The sequence below is a fragment of the Streptomyces sp. NPDC017225 genome, assembly GCF_044331465.1.
In the GTDB taxonomy this organism is placed as follows: Bacteria; Actinomycetota; Actinomycetes; order Streptomycetales; family Streptomycetaceae; genus Streptomyces.
Window position 1 is genome coordinate 345884 of sequence record NZ_JBIRNE010000002.1, and the last position, 18209, is coordinate 364092.

Sequence of the window (18209 nt, forward strand, 5' to 3'; positions counted from 1 at the left end):
GTGCGTACCGCTCCGGGGAGTCGTGAGTGTGCCGCCGGGGCGGCTCAGCCGGTGGGCGTGCGCACGACGGCGACGCCCCGGGGCGCGAGGACGACGGCGCCGTCCGCGTCGGTGCCGCCCACCAGAACCTCTCCGGTGACGCCCGGGACGGACACCGCCCGGTCGGTCCGGTTGACCAGGAACAGGAACCGGCCGCCGGGACCGCGGCGCACGGTGGTCTCGACCGATCCCCGTACCTGGGCGGGCAGTTCGCTCGTCACGCCGGCCGGCTCCAGCAGCCGCGGCAGCAGCGAGGCGAGCCCGTCCGCGCCGAGCCGGGTCGAGACGTAGGTGGCCGAACCGTCGCCCGTCGTACGCCGGGTGACGGCCGGGCGGTCCGCGTACGCGCCGGTGCGGTAGTGGGCCAGGACCTCCGTCGAAGGCGCGGTGACGGTGATGTGGTCGGTCCACAGGCCGCCGGTGCTCGCGTCGTCCAGCTCCACGCACTGCCCGGCGGGCAGCGGGCCGAACTCCTCGACGCGGATGCCGAGCAGGTCCCGCAGGGCGCCCGGGTAGCCGCCGAGCCAGACGTGGTCGTTCTCGTCGACGACACCGGAGAAGTACGTGGTCACCAGGTGCCCGCCCTGCTCGGCGTACCGGGTGAGGTCCTTGGCGAGCTCGGCCGGGACCAGGTGCAGCACGGGCGCGATCAGCATCCGGTGCCGGCTCAGGTCGGCGCCGGTGGTGACGACGTCGGCGCGGATGCCGAGGGAGAGCAGCGCCGAGTACCAGTCGAGTGCCTCCCGGTGGTAGTCGAGCAGCGAGGTCGGGTGCGAGTCCTGCTCGCTCGCCCACCACGACTCCCAGTCGAAGAGGATGCCGACCCCGGCGGGCTCCCGCTCGCTCCCGGCCACCGGTGCCAGCGTCTTCAGGGTGTCGCCGAGCGCGGTGACCGCGCGGAACAGGTCGCTGTCCACGCCGGCGTGCGGGACCATCGCCGAGTGGTACTTCTCGGCGCCGGCCGCGGACTGGCGCCATTGGAAGAAGCAGACCGCGTCGGCGCCGTGCGCCACGTGCGTCAGCGAGTCCCGGGCCATCTCACCCGGCCGCTTGGCCAGGTTCACGGGCTGCCAGTTCACGGCACTCGTGGAGTGCTCCATCAGGAACCAGGGGCGGCCGCCGGCGATGCCGCTGGTGAGGTTCGCCGAGAAGGACAGCTCGTCGCGGGCCTGGGGGCCCGGCACGACGTAGTGGTCGTTGGCGACGAAGTCCACCTCGTCCGCCCAGTCCGCGTAATTCATGCCCTTGGTGCCGGGCATCACCATGAAGTTGGTGGTGACGGGCACGTCGGGCGTGACCTCGCGCAGGACCGCCCGCTCCGCGCGCAGGTAGTCCTTGAGCGCGTCCGACGAGAAACGCTTGAAGTCCAGCTGCTGGGTCGGATTCGGGTGCGAGGCGGCCAGCCGCGGCGGCAGGATCTGCTCCCAGTCGCTGTAGCGCTGCGACCAGAACGCCGTACCCCAGGCGTGGTTGAGGGCGTCCAGTGTGGTGTACCGGGCGCGCAGCCAGTCGCGGAAGGCGCGGGCCGCGTCGTCCGAGTAGTCGTGGACGTTGTGGCAGCCCAGCTCGTTGTTGACGTGCCAGGCGACCAGGGCCGGGTGGTCGGCGTAGCGGGTCGCCATCTCCCGGACCAGGCGCAGGGCGTGCTCGCGGAAGACGGGCGAGGTCGGGCGCCAGTGCTGGCGCGCGCCCGGCGACAGGGTCTCGCCCCGGTCGGTGACCGGGAGGATCTCCGGGTGCGCGGTGGTCAGCCAGGGCGGCGGGGAGGCGGTGGCGGTGGCCAGGTCGACGCCGACGCCGTTCTCGTACAGCAGGTCCATGACCTCGTCGAGCCAGGCGAAGTCCCAGGCGTCCGGGCCCGGCTGGAGGTGCGCCCAGGAGAAGATGGCCAGCGACACGACGTTGACGCCGGCCTCGCGCATCAGCCGTACGTCCTCCTCCCACACCTCCCGGGGCCACTGCTCGGGGTTGTAGTCGGCGCCGAAGGCGAGACGGGGGGCGGGGGCACCGTCCGGCCCGCGCCGCAGGCGGGACAGAAGGGTGGAGATCATGGCGGTCCTTCCGGTGTGGTGCGTGCGGTCGGGAGCGGCGGTGGGTGAGTCGCGCCGCCGCCCCGCGGGCCGCCGCATCGTGTGCTGCCGGTACTGCTTTCCGACTGCTACTTCTCGACGGTGAAGCCCTGCTCGGTGCCGTACTCGACGGACGCCTCCTGCCAGGACCTCAGGCCCTCGGCCAGGGTGGTGCCGGAGACGTAGGCCTTGCCGACGGTGTCGTTGAAGACCGAGTTCGCGTACACCTGGTAGGGCAGGTAGGCCCAGTCGTCGGCGACGTTCGCGGCGGACTCGGCGAAGATCTTGTTGGCCTTCTGGCCGCCGAGGTAGGGGAACGCGGTGTCCTGGAACTCCGCGGACCGCAGATCGGCGTTGGTCGCCGGGAAGGCGCCGTTCTCCAGGCGGGTCCGCACGCCGTCGCCCGCGTTCGCGTACTCGACGAAGGCGTACGCCAGCGCCTCGTTCTCGCCGAGCTCCGGCAGCGCGAGCGCGCTGCCGCCGTTCTCCGCGCCGGCCTTGCCGCCCGCCGTCCACTGCGGCAGCGGGGCGACGCGCCAGTCACCGGCGGCGTCCTTCACACCCGAGGCGAGGTTGGCGGGCATCCAGGCGCCGGTGGCGAGGGTGGCGATGGTGCCGTCACCGAGGCCCTTGTACCACTCGTCGGTCCAGGAGTTGACGGGAGCGAGGAGCTTCTCGTCGATGAGCTTCTGCCAGGTGTCGGTGTACGTCTTGGCTCCCTGGTCCGAGAAGTCGATCCGCACCTTGGTGCCGTCGACCGTGTAGGGACGCGAACCGGCCTGCCAGAGCATGCTGGTGGTGAGCCCGGCGTCGCCGATGTCGGCGGTGATGTACGCCTTCGGGTCGGCCTTGTGCAGGTCGCGGGCCGCGTCCAGGTACTCGGCCCAGGTGGTGGGCACCTCGATGCCGTACTTGTCGAAGACCTTCTTGTTGTAGAACAGCGCCATCGGGCCGGAGTCCATCGGCAGCGCGTAGATGCCGTCCGAGCCTGCCTTCACGCCGTTCCACGGGCCCGGGGAGAACGTGGCGGAGAGCTTGTCGGCGCCGAAGGCCTTGAGGTCGGCGAGCTGCTCGGTCAGGGCGTACTGGCCCATCGCGTAGTACTCGATCTGGGCGACGTCCGGGACGCCCTTCTTCGCCGAGATGGCGTTCTGCAGGGCGGTGTACTGCTCGTTGTTGGTGCCCGCGTTGACGAGGTCGACCTTGACGCCGGGGTGTTCCTTCTCGAAGTCGGTGGCCACCTGCTCGAGCGTGGGTTCCCATGCCCAGACGGTGACGGTGCCGCCCTTCTCGAGGGCCGCCTGGATGTCCGCCTCGGAGACCGCCTTCCGGCTCGGTCCGCCGTCGTCGGAGTCTCCGCAGGCGGTCGCCCCCAGGGCGAGGGCGCAGACGAGGACTGTGCCGCGCAGGAGGCGGCGCGAGTGCTTGGGCATGGGATTGCTTCCACTTCTTCGTGGCCGGAACCGGCACCGTCGAGGGTTGGAGGGGCTTTCGGGGCAGTGGAGGGGCTGCTCGGAGCTGTGCGGCGCTACTCCTTGACGCTTCCGGCGGCGAGTCCGGACTGCCAGTACTTCTGGAGCAGCAGGAACGCGGCGATCAGGGGCAGGATGGTGATGAGCGACCCGGTGACCACCAGGTTGAAGACGGCCTCGCCGCCCGCGGTCGCGGCCTGGGCGTTCCAGCTGTTCAGGCCGAGGGTCAGCGGATACCAGTCGGGGTCCTTGAGCATGACCAGCGGCAGGAAGAAGTTGTTCCAGGTCGCGACCATGGTGAAGAGCAGGACGGTGACGATGCCGGGCGCCAGCAGCGGCAGGGCGACCTGGAAGAAGGTCCGCACCTCGCCGGCGCCGTCGATGCGGGCGGCCTCCATCAGTTCGGCCGGGACGGCGTCGGTGGCGAACACCCACATCAGGTACAGGCCGAACGGCGAGATCAGGGACGGGATGATCACCGCCCAGGGGGTGTTGGTGAGTCCCATCTCGCTGAACATCAGGAAGGTGGGCACCGCCAGCGCCGTACCCGGCACGGCCACCGCGCCGATGACGACGGCGAAGACGGCACGCCGGCCGGGGAAGTCGAACTTGGCGAGCGCGTAGCCGCCGAGGACGGCCAGGAAGGTGGCACCGCCGGCGCCCAGTCCCACGTACAGCAGGGTGTTCAGCAGCCAGCGGGTGAAGACGCCGTCGTCGTAGGTGAAGGTCTGGGCGACGTTGTCCCACAGGGCGAAGTCGCCGTCGAACCACAGGCCGAAGGAGCGGGACAGTCCCTCCTGCGTCTTGGTGGCGCTGATGGCCAGCCAGATCAGCGGCACCAGGCTGTACAGCAGCACCAGTGAGGTGAGCACGGTCAGCAGTACGCTGCGCCGGGGCTTGCCGGGGGAGTGCCGGCGCCGGGACGCACGCAGCCGGGGCACCGGTCCCGTGGTGCCGGACGGGGCGTTCGCGGAACGCTCGGAGGCGGTGACGACAGGATTGGTCATCGCTGCTCACACTCCCTTGCGCATGCCGCGCAGCTGGACGACGTAGGCGATGACCATGGTGATCAGCCCCATGACGATGGCGACCGTCGCGGAGTAGTTGTGCTGCTGGCCGTTGAAGGACAGCGAGTACGTGTAGTAGTTCGGTGTGTAGTCGGTCGTGATGGCGTTGGGCGCCAGCGGCTGCAGGATGCTCGGTTCGTTGAAGAGCTGGAAGCTGCCGATGATCGAGAAGATCGTCGCGATCACCAGGGCACCGCGGATGGCGGGGAGCTTGATGGCCGTGATCACGCGGATCTGGCCCGCGCCGTCGATCTGGGCCGCCTCGTACAGCGAGTTCGGTATGACGCGCAGCGCCGCGTAGAAGATCAGCATGTTGTAGCCGACGAACTCCCAGGTCACGATGTTGCCGATGGAGGCCAGCACCAGGTCGGGGGAGAGCGGGTCGGGCAGGGACACGCCCAGGGCGCTGTTGATGTCGCCGAGCAGGCCGAACCGGGTGCCGTACATGAAGCCCCACATCAGGGTGGCCACCACCGCGGGCACGGCGTACGGCAGGAAGATCGAGATGCGGAAGAAGTCCCGGCCGTAGAGGCGTCCGCTGTCCAGCGCCAGTGCCACCAGCAGCGCGATGCCGAGCATGATCGGCACCTGCACGGCGAGGAAGAGCGAGACCCGGCCGAGGGAGGCCCAGAACTGTTCGTCCCCGAGCGCCTGGCTGTAGTTGTCCAGGCCGACGAAGGTGGTTCCGCCGATGAGCTGGTCGCGGAAGAGGCTGAGGTAGACCGAGTACGCGAGCGGCGCGAGGAACACCAGGGCGAACACGGCCACGAAGGGACCGAGAAAGCCCCACCCCGTCCAGGAGCGGCGCTCCCGCCTCGCCGGAGGTGGGGCGGGCCGCGGTTCGGCGGCGGCCGGGGGTTGCAGCGTCGTCATGTCGTTCCTCGCTCGTCCACGTCCTGCTCGTCCACGTCCTGAGAGTCCTGGAGCCTCAGCATGTTTGCGTAAACATCGAGTAGCGCGGAAGGGAGGTTCCGCTGATCGGGGGGCTGTTATGTTTACGTAAACATTTGATGGCGGCATGTCTACACTGCCCCGAGGACGACGGTCAAGGGTCCTTCGGCAGCGGGGCTCGGACCGTCGCGGAGAGGTGGCTGGAGAGGTGGCGAACGGCAGTGGACACCGCTGAGGAAGTCGCGGGCGCGCGGGACGCGGGGACGCGGCGCCGCCGCGGCGGCCGGGCGCCGACGGCGTCCATGGCGGACGTGGCCCGGCTCGCGGGGGTCTCCTCGCAGACCGTCTCCCGCGTCTCCAACGGCTACGCCGGCGTGACCGAGGAGACCCGGCACCAGGTGCTGGCGGCCATGAAGGAGCTGGGCTACCGGCCCAACAGCGCGGCCCGGGCGCTGAAGCGCGGCGAGTTCCGCACCATCGGCGTCATCACCTTCTCGCTGGCCACCACGGGCAACGTGCGCACCCTGGAGGCCATCGCCACGTCCGCGGCGAGCGAGGGGTACGCGGTGACGCTGCTGCCGGTCGCCGTCCCGACCCAGGACGAGGTGCGGGGCGCCTTCTCCCGGCTGGAGGAACTCGCCGTCGACGCGGTGATCGTCATCATGGAGGTCCACCTGCTGGACGCGGCCTCCCTCAGACTGCCGCCCCACGTGCAGGTGGTCGTCGTCGACTCCGACGCCGGCGACCACTACACGGTCGTCGACACCGACCAGGCCGGCGGCACCCGCGCGGCCGTCCGCCATCTGCTGGACCTCGGGCACGACACGGTGTGGCACCTGGGCGGGCCCGAGGGCTCCTTCGCCGCCCAGCGCCGCACCGACGCCTGGCGGCGGACGCTGACGGAGGCCGGCCGCACCCCGCCGCCCCTCACCCGGGGTGACTGGTCGGCGGAGTCCGGCTACCGGGCCGGCCTGGAACTCGCCGCCCGTAAGGAGTGCACGGCCGTCTTCGCGGCCAACGACCAGATGGCCCTGGGCCTGATGCGCGCCCTGCACGAACGCGGCCGGCGCGTTCCCGAGGACGTCAGCGTCATCGGCTTCGACGACATCCCCGAGGCGGGCTCCTTCCTGCCCCCGCTGACCACCGTCCACCAGGACTTCGCCGAGGTCGGGCGGCTCTGTGTGGAGGCCGTGCTGCGCAAGATGCGCCAGGACGGCCCGGAGCGCGGCACGACGCTCGTGCCGACCCGGCTGGTGACCCGGGCGAGTACGGCGGGACCACCGGAGTAGAGGGCATGGGGCGGGGCCGGAGCCACGGTCCAGGGCGGGTCGGCCGTAGCCACGGGGGTGTCCCGCGGTACGCCCGCCCTCGTTCACTCCGCGTGACGACCGGGCCGATTCCTGTCCGAACGGATGGGTACCGCCCGGTTTACGGCCTGCCGGTGAAGGCAACTCCACAAGCCGACAGCCGTCCGCCCCCACGCCCGGGAGAGCTCCATGACCGAAGTCGCCGACCATGTGCTCGGTTCCGCCTGGGACGAGGCGCTCGCCGCCGGCCGGCCGGTGGTCCTGGAGTTCAAGGTCGACGCGGAGATCGCGCCGATCCCGCCGCACATCATGAAGGAGCAGGGCAAGAAGGCCGTCAAGGCGGCGCTGCACGACCCGCAGCTCACCGGGATCGCCACCAGGGGCGTTCGCCAGAAGCTCACCGAGTACGCCGGGCACCTCCCCGGCCGGGGCAAGAAGTGAGGAGTGGACGCGGGGCCGGGCGAGGCGGGCGGCACCGCCGGGCGGACAGCACCGAGGTCGTCGTCGTCACCGGGGCGACCGGCGGCGTCGGCCGGGCCGTCGCCCGGGCCTTCGGCGCCCGCGGGAGTTCCGTGGCCCTGCTCGCGCGCGGCGAGTACGCCCTGGAGCAGGCGGCCGAGGAGGTCCGGGAGGCCGGCGGACGCGCGCTGCCCCTGGTGGTGGACGTCTGTGATCCGGAGGCCGTCGACGCGGCGGCCGCCCGGACCGAGGCGGAGCTCGGCCCGATCGACGTCTGGGTGAACGCGGCGTTCGCGACCGTCTTCGCCCCGGTGGCGGAGATCAGCCCGAAAGAGCTGAAACGGGCCACCGAGGTGACCTATTTCGGCTTCGTCCACGGCACCCAGGCGGCCCTGAGGCACATGACGCCGCGCGATCGCGGCACCATCGTGCAGGTGGGGTCGGCCCTCGCCCGGCGCAGCGTCCCGCTCCAGGCGGTGTACTGCGGGGCCAAGCACGCCATCCAGGGCTTCACCGAGTCCCTGCGCTGCGAGCTGCTGCACGACCGCAGCGGGGTACGGGTGACCATGGTCCAGATGCCCGGGCTCAACACGCCCCAGTTCAGCTGGGTCCTCACCCGGCTGCCCAGGCATCCGCGCCCGGTGACTCCCGTCTACCAGCCCGAGGTCGCCGCCGAGGCGGTCCTGTACGCCGCCGACCATCCCGGGCGGCGCGAGTACTGGGTCGGCGGATCCACCGTCGCCACCCTGCTCGGCCAGAAGCTCGCCCCGGGCCTGCTGGACCGCTATCTGGCCCGGACCGGCTACGACGGGCAGCAGACCGACGAGCCCGTCGACCCGTCCCGCCCGGTCAACCTCTACGAGCCCCCGGACGACACCGCACCGGCCGACTACGGCGCGCACGGCGTCTTCGACGACGAGTCCCACTCGCGCAGCCTCCAGTTCTGGCTGTCCCGCCACCGCCGCCCGCTCGCGCTGGCCGCCGCCGTGACCACCACGGCCGCCGCGGCACTGGCCGACGGCGCGCGCCGGCGCTCCCGGCGCGGTGGGGCCGCGTCCCCGTGGTGGGCCGGGTTCACCGGCCGGAGGCCGTGGATGTAGTTCCCGGCCGGGGGCCGTGGACGTAGTCCCCGGACGGGACGGGCGCCGCCGCTCAGGGCGGCCGGCCCCGCGGTGACGTCACAGCACCGGATCGTGCCCGCACCGCTGCGACGGCGGCGGACGGGTCATTCACGGTCGACGGTGCGTGTCCACCAGTGGTGCTCGCAGAACCAGTGGCCGACCATCGAGCCGCCGAAGACCACGAACCCGACCCCGATCAGCCAGGACTCCACCACCAGCACGATGCCGACCGTGCCGTAGCTGATCGCGTTGTCGAGGATGAGGGGAGTGAAGACGAGGAACGAGAAGCCGCGCAGGCCGATCAGGCCCACCATGGTCGCGATCGCTCCCGGCAGCAGGTCCCGCCACCGGACCTGGCTGCCCAGCAGGAAATGCTGGCCCCACCAGAAGAACAGCACGCCCGTCGCCGTGGACAGCACGATCCGCACCGACCCGTGCACAGCGGTCCGCGTCTGCACCTCCTGGTAGAGGTACGCGGTCAGCGCGACCACCCAGGTCATCTGGCGCCAGACGCGGTGCCACGGTCCGGAGGGCAGCTCCCAGATCCGCTCGTAGCCGTTCTGCACGCTCGCCGCGAAGGACACGCCGAACACGGCGAGCGCGATACCGCCCCACACGCTCGTGGTGCCGACGATCTTGGTCGGCGGAGTGATGATGCCGGTCAGTACCCGGGCGGACCGGCCGGACAGCCCCATGCCGTCGGCCAGCCAGGACCCGAAACCGCCGCGTCCCAGGGGATCGAAGGCGGCCACCACGATCAGCAGCGGGGCCAGCGTCACCAGGGCGAGCGTGGCGAACCCCATGGCCCGGTGCATCAGCTCCAGGTCCCGGCCGCGCCGGACGAGGGAGGACGCGGCCAACCGGTCCCACACGCGGTGGAACGGCTGCCGGAAGCGGTTCACGGGGTGCTCCTCGGGCGGTCCCTTCGATGGCTCGCGGACGCGGAACTGTGTGACCCGTCGGCGGCCCGGACAAACGCGGTGCCACCCGGACGCCCGCCGCGCCCACCCGGACGGCCCTCGCGCCCCCGGACGGGTCGCCACCCGGGCCGGGCGCCTGCCACGCCCGGACCGCGACCGCCACCACGCCCGGATCGCGACCGCCACCACGCCGGACCGGACGGCCTCCGCATGGGCCGGGCGATGCGGGGAACCGGCTCCGGGAAGGCGAGCCGAGAGGGTGAGCACCATGCGCGCACTGACCGTCCGCCCCGGCCGGCCCGGCTCGCTCGGGGTGGAGGAGGTCGCGGACCCGAGGCCGGCCGCCGGTGAACTCCTGGTCCGCGGGACGGCACTGGGCGTGTGCGGCACGGACCGGGAGATCGCCTCGGGCGAGTACGGCAGGGCGGCGCCGGGCCACGACCGGCTCATCCTCGGCCACGAGTCCCTCGGACGTGTCGCCGAGGCACCGTCCGGCAGTGGATTCGCCGTCGGTGACCTGGTGGCCGGCGTGGTGCGGCGCCCCGACCCGGAGCCCTGCGGAGCTTGCGCGCACGGAGAGTTCGACATGTGCCGCAACGGCCGCTACCGCGAACGCGGCATCAGGGAACTCGACGGGTACGGCGCCGAGCTGTGGCGCCTGGAGACCGGCTACGCCGTGCGGATCGACGAGGGGCTCGGCCTCGCGGGCGTGCTCATGGAGCCGGCCAGTGTCGTGGCCAAGGCATGGGAGCAGATCGAGAGGGTGGGCGCCAGGGCCTGGTTCGAACCCCGCAGCGTACTGGTGACCGGCGCCGGCCCCATCGGCCTCCTCGCCGCCCTGCTCGGCCGGCAGCGGGGCCTCGACGTGCACGTCCTGGACCTGGTCACGGACGGGCCCAAACCGGACCTCGTGCGGGCGCTGGGGGCGACGTACCACAGCGGCGCGGCCGACGACGTGTTCGCCGCCGTACGCCCGGACGTCGTGGTCGAGGCCACCGGGGCCGCCCGGCTGGTGTTCGACGCGATCCGCGGAACGGCGGCGTACGGCATCGTCTGCCTCACGGGTGTCTCGACCGCCGGGCGGAGCCTGACCGTCGACGCCGGCACGGTGAACCGCGACATCGTGCTGGAGAACGACGTCGTCGTGGGCTCCGTCAACGCCAACCTCCGCCACTTCCGGCAGGCCGCCGACGCCCTGGCACGAGCCGACCGGGACTGGCTCCACCGGCTCCTCACCCGTCGCGAACCGCTGGAACGGGCGACACGGGCGTTCGAGCGGAGCGCCGACGACATCAAGACGGTGATCATGCTGGAGGGCGGCGCGCCCTGACCGCTCACGGGACGACCCGAGGGAGTACACGATGACGCCGGCCACCGGCTTCGACGCCAAGGAGCTGGACGAGTACGTGGTCGACGCCGTCGACGTGCACGCCTTCGAGGTCCCCACCGACGGCCCCGGCGGCCGGGAACAGGACGGCACCCTGGAATGGGACTCCACGACCCTGGTGCTCGTGCGGGTGCACGCCGGTGGCAGGAGCGGCCTCGGCTACACCTACGGGGACGTGTCGGTGGCGACCTTCGTGAGTTCCGTACTGGCTCCGGTGATCGAGGGCGGGCCGGTCTCCTCGCCGCCCGCGTCGTGGGAGCGGATGGGGAAGCGGATGCGCAACGCCGGCCGCCCCGGTGCCGGCGCCATGGCGCTGTCCGCCGTCGACGTGGCCCTGTGGGACCTCAAGGCGAGGCTGCTGGGGCTTCCCCTGGCCCACCTGCTGCCGGCCCACCACGACCGGGTGCCGGTCTACGGCAGCGGCGGCTTCACCAACTACTCCCCGGGCCGCCTCGCCGACCAGCTCACCGGCTGGGTGGAGCAGGGCATCCCCCGCGTGAAGCTGAAGACCTCCCGGGAACCGGAGACCGACGCCCGGCGCCTGACCGCCGTGCGCCGCGCGGTCGGGGACGAGCCGGAGCTGTTCACCGACGCCAACGGTGCGCTGGGCCGCAAGGAGGCCCTGTACTGGGCGCACAGGTTTCACGACGAGTGGGACGTGCGGTGGTTCGAGGAGCCCGTGAGCTCGGCGGACCTGGAAGGGCTGCGCATGCTCCGCGCCCGGGGGCCGGCCCGCCTGGAGATCACCGCGGGGGAGTACGCCTTCACCGCGCGGGACTTCGTCAACCTTGTGGACGGACCCGCTGTGGACTGCCTCCAGGCCGACGTCACCCGGTGCGGCGGCATCACCGGCGTGCTGGAGGTCGCGGGTCTGTCCGCGGCCCACCACCTCGACCTGTCCGCGCACTGCGCCCCGGCGGTATCCGCCCACGCCTTCCGCGCCGTGCGCCGGCTGCGGCACCTGGAGTACTTCCACGACCACGTGCGCGTCGAGCGTCTGCTGTTCGACGGCGTTCCGGCACTCGACCAAGGCGCCCTGCGCCCCGACACGGGCCGGCCGGGACTCGGCCTGGAGGTCAGGTGGGCCGACGCGGAGCCCTACCGCGTCCACGGAACACGCCCGTCCTGACCTCGTCCGGGACACGGCCACCCGCCTCGTCCGGGACACGGCCACCCGCCTCGGCCGGGACCACGGCCCCGGCCACCGGGCCGCGAGCCGTCGGGCAGGCGAGCCGCCTGCCCGGGGGCGGGCAGGGGGGCCCGGTCCCGGGGCAGGGATCAGGGGTCCGTGCGCTGCTGCTCACGCATGCGCTCGTTGTGCCAGGCGATGGCGGCGCGTATCTGTGGCTCCTGGAGGCCCGTCCGGCAGCCGAGCTGCTCCATGGAGAGTGCCGTCGGGCCCGCGGTCAGCGTCCGGGTGAGCTTCGCCGCCCACAGCTCCTCCTCCACGAAGGGCCGGTGCGCGTAGCCCGCCTTGACCACGTCGAAGTGGTCGTCGCAGCACGCGGTGATGAGCCGCAGCCCGTCGGCCCAGGGGTGGGTGGGATCCGCCGCGGAGGAGTCCGGCACGTAACCGCTGACGGACTGGTCCTCGGGGAAGACCCTGGCGCACAGGTCGCACAGCTCCACGGGGACCGGCTTCGTGGTCCGACGGCCCTTCCTGCTCTTGCGCTTCCACATGGCGACTCCCGGGGGTCGGCGTCCGGAATGCCGGAGTTACCCGCAGGGCGGGGAGCAAACGCCCCGCGGGTGACGGCCCCGTCCCGACCGGACGCCGTTACGCCAGCCTGACCGGCAGCTCGAAGAGGTCGTTCTGCGTGACCACCGGCTTGTTGCGCAGGTCCGACGCCGGCACCGCCAGGTCCAGGCGCGGGAAGCGGGCGTAGAGGGCGGGGAGCGCCACGCCGGCCTCCAGCCGGGACAGAGCGGCGCCCGGGCACACGTGCGGGCCGTGGCCGAAGGAGATGTGCCGGCTGGGCGAGGTGCGGGTGATGTCGAACCCGTCCGCCGTCGGGCCGTGCGCCCCCTCGTCCCGGCCCAGCGCGCCGTACGACACGATCAGCGCGTCCCCGGCGGGTATCACCTTGTCGCCGACCTTGACGTCCTCGGTCGCGAAGCGGATCAGGACGTGCGAGGTCGGGGTCGAGTAGCGCAGCGTCTCCTCGATCACCGCGGACCAGTCCGCCTCCCCGGAGAGCACCAGGGCCCGCTGCTCGGGATGCGCGGCCAGGTTGACCACGGAGTTCACGATGAGCGAGATCGTGGTCTCGTGACCGGCGGCCACCATCAGCTGGAGCGTGGAGACGATCTCCGCGTCGGTGAGGTGGTCGCCGTCCTCGGACGCCTGGATCAGCGCGCTGGTCAGGTCGTCGCCCGGGTCGGCGCGCTTCGCGGCGACCGTGTCGGCCATGATCCCGGCCAGCTCGGTGAGGGTGGCGACGACCTCCTCGGGCGGCGTCTGCGTCGAGAAGAACTTCTCGAACAGCACCTTCAGCCGCGGCAGCCGCGCCTCCTCGATGCCCATCAGGTCGGCGATGACGTACATCGGCAGCGGGTAGGCGAAGGCCGCCTTGAGGTCGACCACGCCGCCGTCCGCGGGCAGCTCGTCGAGCAGCCGGTCGGTGAGCTCGGTGATCCGCCCCCGCATGTGCTCCACCCGGCGCACCGTGAGCGCCTGCGCCACCAGCGTGCGCAGCCGGCGGTGCTCGGCGCCGTCCACGGTGAGCATCGAGCGGCCGGGGTTGGCCAGCCCGATCAGCGGCCAGTCGGCGGGGATCTCGCCGCGCTGCCACGCCCCCCACACGTTGATGTCCTTGACCAGGCGGGGGTCCGTGAGGAGGGCCTTGGCCTCCGCGTGGTGGGTGACCGCCCACACGGGCACGCCGCCGGGCAGCTCCACCGCGGCGAGCGGTCCGGCCGCGCGCAGCCGGGCGCTCTCGCCGTCCAGGTCGGTGACGAACGGGTCCAGCGGGATCCGGGCTTCTTCGGTACCGGTCGTCATGCTGACGTGCCTCCCAGGGCAGTGGTCGGGGTGAACCGCACGGGCAACTCGGTCAGCCCCCGCAGCCAGGGCGAGGGGCGACGGGTGAGGGACCCGGCGGGTACCGCCAGGTCGATGTCCGGCAGCCGGTCGAGGACGACCTCGATGCCCGTGCGCGCGATGACCTCGGCGACCTCCTGCGCGGGGAACGGGCAGCGGTGCTCGCCGTGGCCGAAGGAGAAGTGCGCGTTGTTGCCGCCGGTGAGCGCGGAGCCGTCGGTGCGGACCTGCGGGTCGGAGTTGGCGCCCTGAAGGCCGAGCAGCACCAGGTCGCCCGCGCGGATGTGGCGCCCGCCGAGCCGGGTGTCGCGCGAGGCCCAGCGGCCGGCCACGTTCTGCGTGGGCGTGTCCTCCCACAGCACCTCGTTCATGGCCTCGGCGACACTGTTGCGGCCGCCGAAGAGCGAGGCGGCGAACCGGTCGTCGGTCAGCATCAGGCGCAGCGAGTTGCCGATCCAGTCCGCCGTCGGCTGGTGGCCCGCGGCCAGCATCACCATCAGGTCCTGGGCGACCTCCTCCTCGCCGAAGCCGCTCTCGTCGGCCAGCATCCGGGAGGCGACGTCGTCGGCGGGCGCCGCCTTCCGGTCGGCGAGGAGGCCCGCCATCGACGTGCCGAGGTGCGCCTGGCCGGCGATGGCCCGCTCCCGGCCGTCGATCATGTCGTTGAGGGCGGTGACGAGCGCGGGACCCTCCTCGTCGGAGAAGCCGTACAGGCGGGCCAGGACCCGCACCGGCAGCAGCATGGCGTAGTCGCCGACCAGGTCGGCCTCGCCCTTGGCGCAGAGCCGGTCGACGAGTTCGTCCGCGAACCGTTCGGCATGGCCCCGCAGGACGTGCGGGTCGACCGCCTCCAGCGCGTCGCTGATCATGGCGGCGCGTTCGCGGTGCCGTTCGCCGACCGTGTAGAGGATCGACGGCTGCGCCCGGCCGATCATCGGCAGCAGCGGCCAGTCGTCGGGGATGTTCTCCCACTGGTTCCACAGGCCCGAGTCCCGGCTGAACAGCGCCGGGTCGCCCGTCACCTGGTGCAGCTCCCGGTAGCCGAGCACCAGCCAGGCCGGGACGTCCCCGTCCAGCAGCACCGGGGTGACTGCGCCGTGCTCGCGCCGCATCTGCCGGTACAGCAGGGCGGGTTCGGTCTGGAAGCGGGGGCCGCTGAGCGGTACGGCGTCCGGGACGCCGGTGGCGTCGGTGCTCACACGAACTCCTGTCGGGGCCGGGCCGCGTGGCCGGCGTAGTGGGCCTGGAGGTGCTCCACGAGCGCGATCAGCACCTGCTTGCTGGACTCGCGGGACCGGGCGTCGCAGGAGACCAGAGGCACCCGCGGATCCAGGTCGAGCGCCTCGCGTACGGCCTCGGGCGGATGGCCCGGGCCGCCGAAGTCGTTGCAGGCGACGATGAACGGAGTGCCGTGGTGCTCCAGGCGGTCGATGGCGTACCAGGAGTCGTCGATGCGCCGGGTGTCCACCAGGACCACCGCGCCGAGCGTGCCGGAGAACAGCCGGTCCCACAGGAACCAGAACCGCTCCTGGCCGGGCGCGCCGAACAGGTACAGCACGTTGCGCGCGTCGAGGCTGATGCGGCCGAAGTCGAAGGCCACGGTCGTCGCGTTCTTGCCGCGCACCTCGCTGATGTCGTCGACCGCCTCGCCGGCCTGCGTCATCGTCTCCTCGGTGTTGAGGGGGCGTATCTCGCTGACCGAGCGGACCATGGTCGTCTTGCCGACGCCGAACCCGCCCACGACCACGATCTTCAGGCCGTTGTCTGCGGACGCGCCCAGCGGGACGCGTGCTGGGGTACGGGCGTCAGAGATTGCGGAGTCCAACGAGCACCTGCTCCAGGATGTCGGGATCGGGTACGGCCGCCGTGTACGGGTGGCGTGCGCTCACCCGGCCTGCCGCGTGGAGGTCGGAGAGCAGGATCTTGGTGATGCTCACCGGAAGCCGCAGTTCGGCGGCGATCTCGACCACGGCCGTGGGCGCCTCGGTCATCCTGAGGATCGCCGTGTGCTCCGACTGCATGCCGGGTCTCGGCTCGCACTCGGCGACGACGAGGGTGACCAGGTCGAAGGGGTTGCCGGGGTCGGACCGGCTGCGGCCCTGGGTGACGGTGTACAGGCGGTCGGGGGCGTCGTCCCTGCCGGGGCGGCTCATGACGTACGGGGCCGCGCGGTGAGGTGTTCGCCGAGCTGCTCGATGAGCTCGCTCATGTTGTGTCCGACCAGCCCAGCGTCCGCGTCCTCGGACGTGACCACGGCGAGGTGCGCGCCCTCGCCGGCCTCCACGATGAACAGGATGCCGCCGTAGAACTCGGTCATGGCCGAGCGCACCCCGCCGCTGCCGTCGCCGAACTCCACGGACGCGCCGTGGGACAGCGACTGGATGCCGGCCGCGATCGCGGCCAGCTGGTCGGCCTGGTCGACGGAGAGCTCCGGGGTGCGGCACAGCTTGAGTCCGTCACGGGAGAGGACGAGCGCGTGCCGCGCACCCGGCGTGCGCTCCAGAAGGCCCTCGATGAGCCAGGTGAGCTTCTCGTCGGCGGTGGTGGAGCCGGTCATGAAGTGGTGTCGCCTTCCGGGTGCGCGTGCGAGTGGGACGGGTGGTCGGGGGCCGTCTCGGCCGGTGCGGACGCGGCGGGGTCCGCCTGCGGGGCTCCGTCCGCCCGGGCGGCGGTACCGGTGGCCCGGACGGCCTGGCGGAAGCTGCTGAAGCGGGCCGCGCGCACCTTCGCGTCGTCGGCGGACGGCGTGGCGTGCGGCTCGGCGGACCGGTTGGTGGCGCGGGCGCGTTCGGCGGCGGCGAGGGTGCGGCCGCGGCGCCGCCTGGGCAGCCCCGTGTCCGGCTCGTCGGGCGCCTGGGCCCCGGCCGACGCGCCCGGTCCGCGGTCCGCCGACTCGTGGGCGGGCAGCGGCTCGGAGTCCGCGTCGGCGGATACGGGCCCGGCGGCGGGCGGTGCGGGGGCATGCGGCAGGTCGGCGGGCGGTGCGGGGGTACGCGGCAGGTCGGCGGACGGTGCCGGGTCGGCCGGCGGACCGGCCGCCTCCGACGGACCGGCGGCCGGACCGCCGGACGCGGCCGGCCCGCTCAGGATGTCCTGGGGTACGAGCATCAGCACGCCCGTGCCGCCGCGCGCGGACGGCCGGAAGGACACCTTCAGCCCGTACTTGGCCGACAGCCGGCCCACCACGGCGAGGCCCAGCCGGGTGCCGGTCAGACCGCCGAGCCCGGCGGACTCGCCGGACACCGCCTGCTGGGCCCGGCGCAGCTGCACCTCGCCCATCACCAGTCCGCTGTCCTCCACGGACACGATGACGCCGGCCGGTACCTCCTCGACGTACACATGGACCTCGGCGGTCGGCGGGGAGAAGTTCGCGGCGTTGTCGAGGAGTTCGGCCAGGGCGTGCATGACGCCCTCGGCGGCGTGCCCGGCGACGGCGGTGTCGCTGGCCGAGTGCACGCGCACCCGCTGGTAGCCGGCGATACGTCCCATGGCGCCCCGCAGGATGGACTCCATGCCGATGGGCCGCGCCCAACGGCGCCCGGAGCGGGCACCCGTGAGGACGGCGACCGAGTCGGCGAGCCGGCCCGCCTGCGCGGTGCGGTGGTCGAGGTGGAGCAGGTCGGCCAGGACGTCCTCGTCGCTGTGCCGTTCCTCCATGGCGCGCAGGTCGGCGAGCATTCCGGTGGCCAGCGCCTGCATCCGGCCGGCCGCGTTGGCGGTCGCGGAGACGGCGGCGGCCCGCCCGCTGTTCGCCCGCTCCAGCCGCGCCCGCAGCCGGGCGGCCTCCTCGGTGAGCCGCGCGACCTCCTGGGCCCGCTGTTCGGCGAGACGTACCCTCTCCCGCTCGAAGCCGTCCCCGAGCCGCTCCCGCTCACCCTCGAATTCCGCCATGAGACGGGCCCGTTCGCGCTCGCCCTGGGCGCGTACGCGCTCCTGTTCCTGTTTCGCCCGCTCGGCCAGCCGCGCCCGGTCCTGTGCGAGCCCGGCCGCGTCCGCACGGGCGGCGTCCAGCAGACGGCGGGTGGCCCGTTCCCGGCGCAGGGCGTGCACGGCCACCGTCACGGCCGCGCAGAGCAGGATCGCCGCGGCGCTCGCGCCCAGGCCGAGCGGAACACGTGCCGAGGACGGCGCCGCGGCGACGGCACCGCCGACCACGAGCGCCGACACCACCGCGCAGGGCAGGGTCACGGCTCCGAGGACGCGGGGGACGGGTCGGTCGCCGGGGCGGGCGGGCGCGGTCATCAATCGGGTCCTCGCCAGGCCGCCGGAGCGGCCCTCGTGTCGTCCTTGGGGGCGCGTGTGAGCTCGAAGCCGCCACACGGCGCGCAACTGGCGATCACTATACGAGAGTTAGTGATCGAAAAGAGAAGGGTCTCGCTCAATCTCTACTTGTTTCGGGGCTGTTCGTTCACACACCCGTGCTGCCCCTGAGTCCGC

The 18209-nt window shown here is 72.6% G+C and carries 16 protein-coding genes and 1 pseudogene; 5 read left to right on the forward strand and 12 right to left on the reverse strand.

Features of this window, described 5'->3' with window-relative positions; translation table 11 throughout:
- Nucleotides 1-44: 44 nt before the first annotated feature.
- The 4 genes from ACH4NX_RS05260 to ACH4NX_RS05275 form a co-directional block, all read right to left on the reverse strand.
- A complete protein-coding gene (locus ACH4NX_RS05260) occupies nucleotides 45-2090 on the reverse strand; it encodes a beta-galactosidase (protein WP_351400136.1) in 2046 nt (681 codons plus the stop codon).
- A 107-nt stretch (nucleotides 2091-2197) separates the two neighbouring features.
- Nucleotides 2198-3541: a sugar ABC transporter substrate-binding protein gene (locus ACH4NX_RS05265; protein ID WP_351400135.1), complete on the reverse strand. Its 1344-nt coding sequence runs from the start codon at nucleotides 3539-3541 to the stop codon at nucleotides 2198-2200.
- Nucleotides 3542-3636: 95 nt separating this feature from the next.
- Complete coding sequence (locus ACH4NX_RS05270) at nucleotides 3637-4587, reverse strand: carbohydrate ABC transporter permease (protein ID WP_398126934.1); 951 nt, start codon at nucleotides 4585-4587, stop codon at nucleotides 3637-3639.
- Nucleotides 4588-4593: 6 nt separating this feature from the next.
- On the reverse strand, nucleotides 4594-5520 hold the full coding sequence (locus tag ACH4NX_RS05275) for a sugar ABC transporter permease (protein ID WP_351400133.1): 927 nt from the start codon (nucleotides 5518-5520) through the stop codon (nucleotides 4594-4596).
- A gap of 320 nt (nucleotides 5521-5840) precedes the next feature.
- On the opposite strand from ACH4NX_RS05275, the gene ACH4NX_RS05280 reads away from it, so the two are divergent.
- From ACH4NX_RS05280 to ACH4NX_RS05290, 3 genes and pseudogenes are all read left to right on the forward strand, one after another.
- Complete coding sequence (locus ACH4NX_RS05280) at nucleotides 5841-6827, forward strand: LacI family DNA-binding transcriptional regulator (RefSeq protein ID WP_398127167.1); 987 nt, start codon at nucleotides 5841-5843, stop codon at nucleotides 6825-6827.
- 231 nt (nucleotides 6828-7058) lie between these two features.
- Nucleotides 7059-7286: pseudogene (locus ACH4NX_RS05285) on the forward strand (thiamine pyrophosphate-requiring protein); the annotation flags it as partial.
- Nucleotides 7283-8404 (forward strand): SDR family oxidoreductase, encoded by a 1122-nt coding sequence (locus ACH4NX_RS05290; RefSeq protein ID WP_398126933.1) that lies wholly within the window; start codon nucleotides 7283-7285, stop codon nucleotides 8402-8404. The pseudogene ACH4NX_RS05285 and the gene ACH4NX_RS05290, both read left to right, overlap by 4 nt.
- 125 nt (nucleotides 8405-8529) lie before the next feature.
- Here ACH4NX_RS05290 and ACH4NX_RS05295 read toward each other — a convergent pair whose 3' ends face one another.
- Complete coding sequence (locus tag ACH4NX_RS05295; protein WP_351400128.1) at nucleotides 8530-9327, reverse strand: ribonuclease BN; 798 nt, start codon at nucleotides 9325-9327, stop codon at nucleotides 8530-8532.
- 286 nt (nucleotides 9328-9613) lie between these two features.
- Between ACH4NX_RS05295 and ACH4NX_RS05300 the strand changes: the two genes are divergently transcribed.
- Both ACH4NX_RS05300 and ACH4NX_RS05305 read left to right on the forward strand, forming a co-directional pair.
- Nucleotides 9614-10675: a glucose 1-dehydrogenase gene (locus ACH4NX_RS05300; protein WP_351400127.1), complete on the forward strand. Its 1062-nt coding sequence runs from the start codon at nucleotides 9614-9616 to the stop codon at nucleotides 10673-10675.
- Between the two features lie 31 nt (nucleotides 10676-10706).
- Entirely contained in the window at nucleotides 10707-11861 is a 1155-nt protein-coding gene (locus ACH4NX_RS05305; protein WP_351400126.1) for an enolase C-terminal domain-like protein, read from the forward strand.
- A 149-nt stretch (nucleotides 11862-12010) separates the two neighbouring features.
- Here the strand turns inward: ACH4NX_RS05305 and ACH4NX_RS05310 are convergent, their stop codons facing one another.
- From ACH4NX_RS05310 to ACH4NX_RS05340, 7 genes are all read right to left on the reverse strand, one after another.
- Complete coding sequence (locus tag ACH4NX_RS05310) at nucleotides 12011-12412, reverse strand: hypothetical protein (protein ID WP_351400125.1); 402 nt, start codon at nucleotides 12410-12412, stop codon at nucleotides 12011-12013.
- A gap of 97 nt (nucleotides 12413-12509) precedes the next feature.
- Nucleotides 12510-13733, reverse strand: a complete 1224-nt coding sequence (locus tag ACH4NX_RS05315) for a cytochrome P450 (RefSeq protein WP_398126932.1) — start codon at nucleotides 13731-13733, stop codon at nucleotides 12510-12512.
- Entirely contained in the window at nucleotides 13730-14971 is a 1242-nt protein-coding gene (locus ACH4NX_RS05320) for a cytochrome P450 (protein ID WP_351400123.1), read from the reverse strand. Before ACH4NX_RS05320 ends, ACH4NX_RS05315 begins: the two co-directional genes overlap by 4 nt.
- Nucleotides 14968-15597: an ATP/GTP-binding protein gene (locus tag ACH4NX_RS05325; RefSeq protein ID WP_351400121.1), complete on the reverse strand. Its 630-nt coding sequence runs from the start codon at nucleotides 15595-15597 to the stop codon at nucleotides 14968-14970. The genes ACH4NX_RS05320 and ACH4NX_RS05325 overlap by 4 nt, the downstream gene beginning before the upstream one ends.
- On the reverse strand, nucleotides 15578-15925 hold the full coding sequence (locus ACH4NX_RS05330; RefSeq protein WP_351400120.1) for a DUF742 domain-containing protein: 348 nt from the start codon (nucleotides 15923-15925) through the stop codon (nucleotides 15578-15580). Before ACH4NX_RS05330 ends, ACH4NX_RS05325 begins: the two co-directional genes overlap by 20 nt.
- Nucleotides 15922-16329, reverse strand: coding sequence for a roadblock/LC7 domain-containing protein (locus ACH4NX_RS05335; protein WP_279565898.1), 408 nt, complete (start codon nucleotides 16327-16329; stop codon nucleotides 15922-15924). The genes ACH4NX_RS05330 and ACH4NX_RS05335 overlap by 4 nt, the downstream gene beginning before the upstream one ends.
- On the reverse strand, nucleotides 16326-18014 hold the full coding sequence (locus ACH4NX_RS05340; protein WP_398126931.1) for an ATP-binding protein: 1689 nt from the start codon (nucleotides 18012-18014) through the stop codon (nucleotides 16326-16328). The genes ACH4NX_RS05335 and ACH4NX_RS05340 overlap by 4 nt, the downstream gene beginning before the upstream one ends.
- Between the last annotated feature and the right edge of the window lie 195 nt (nucleotides 18015-18209).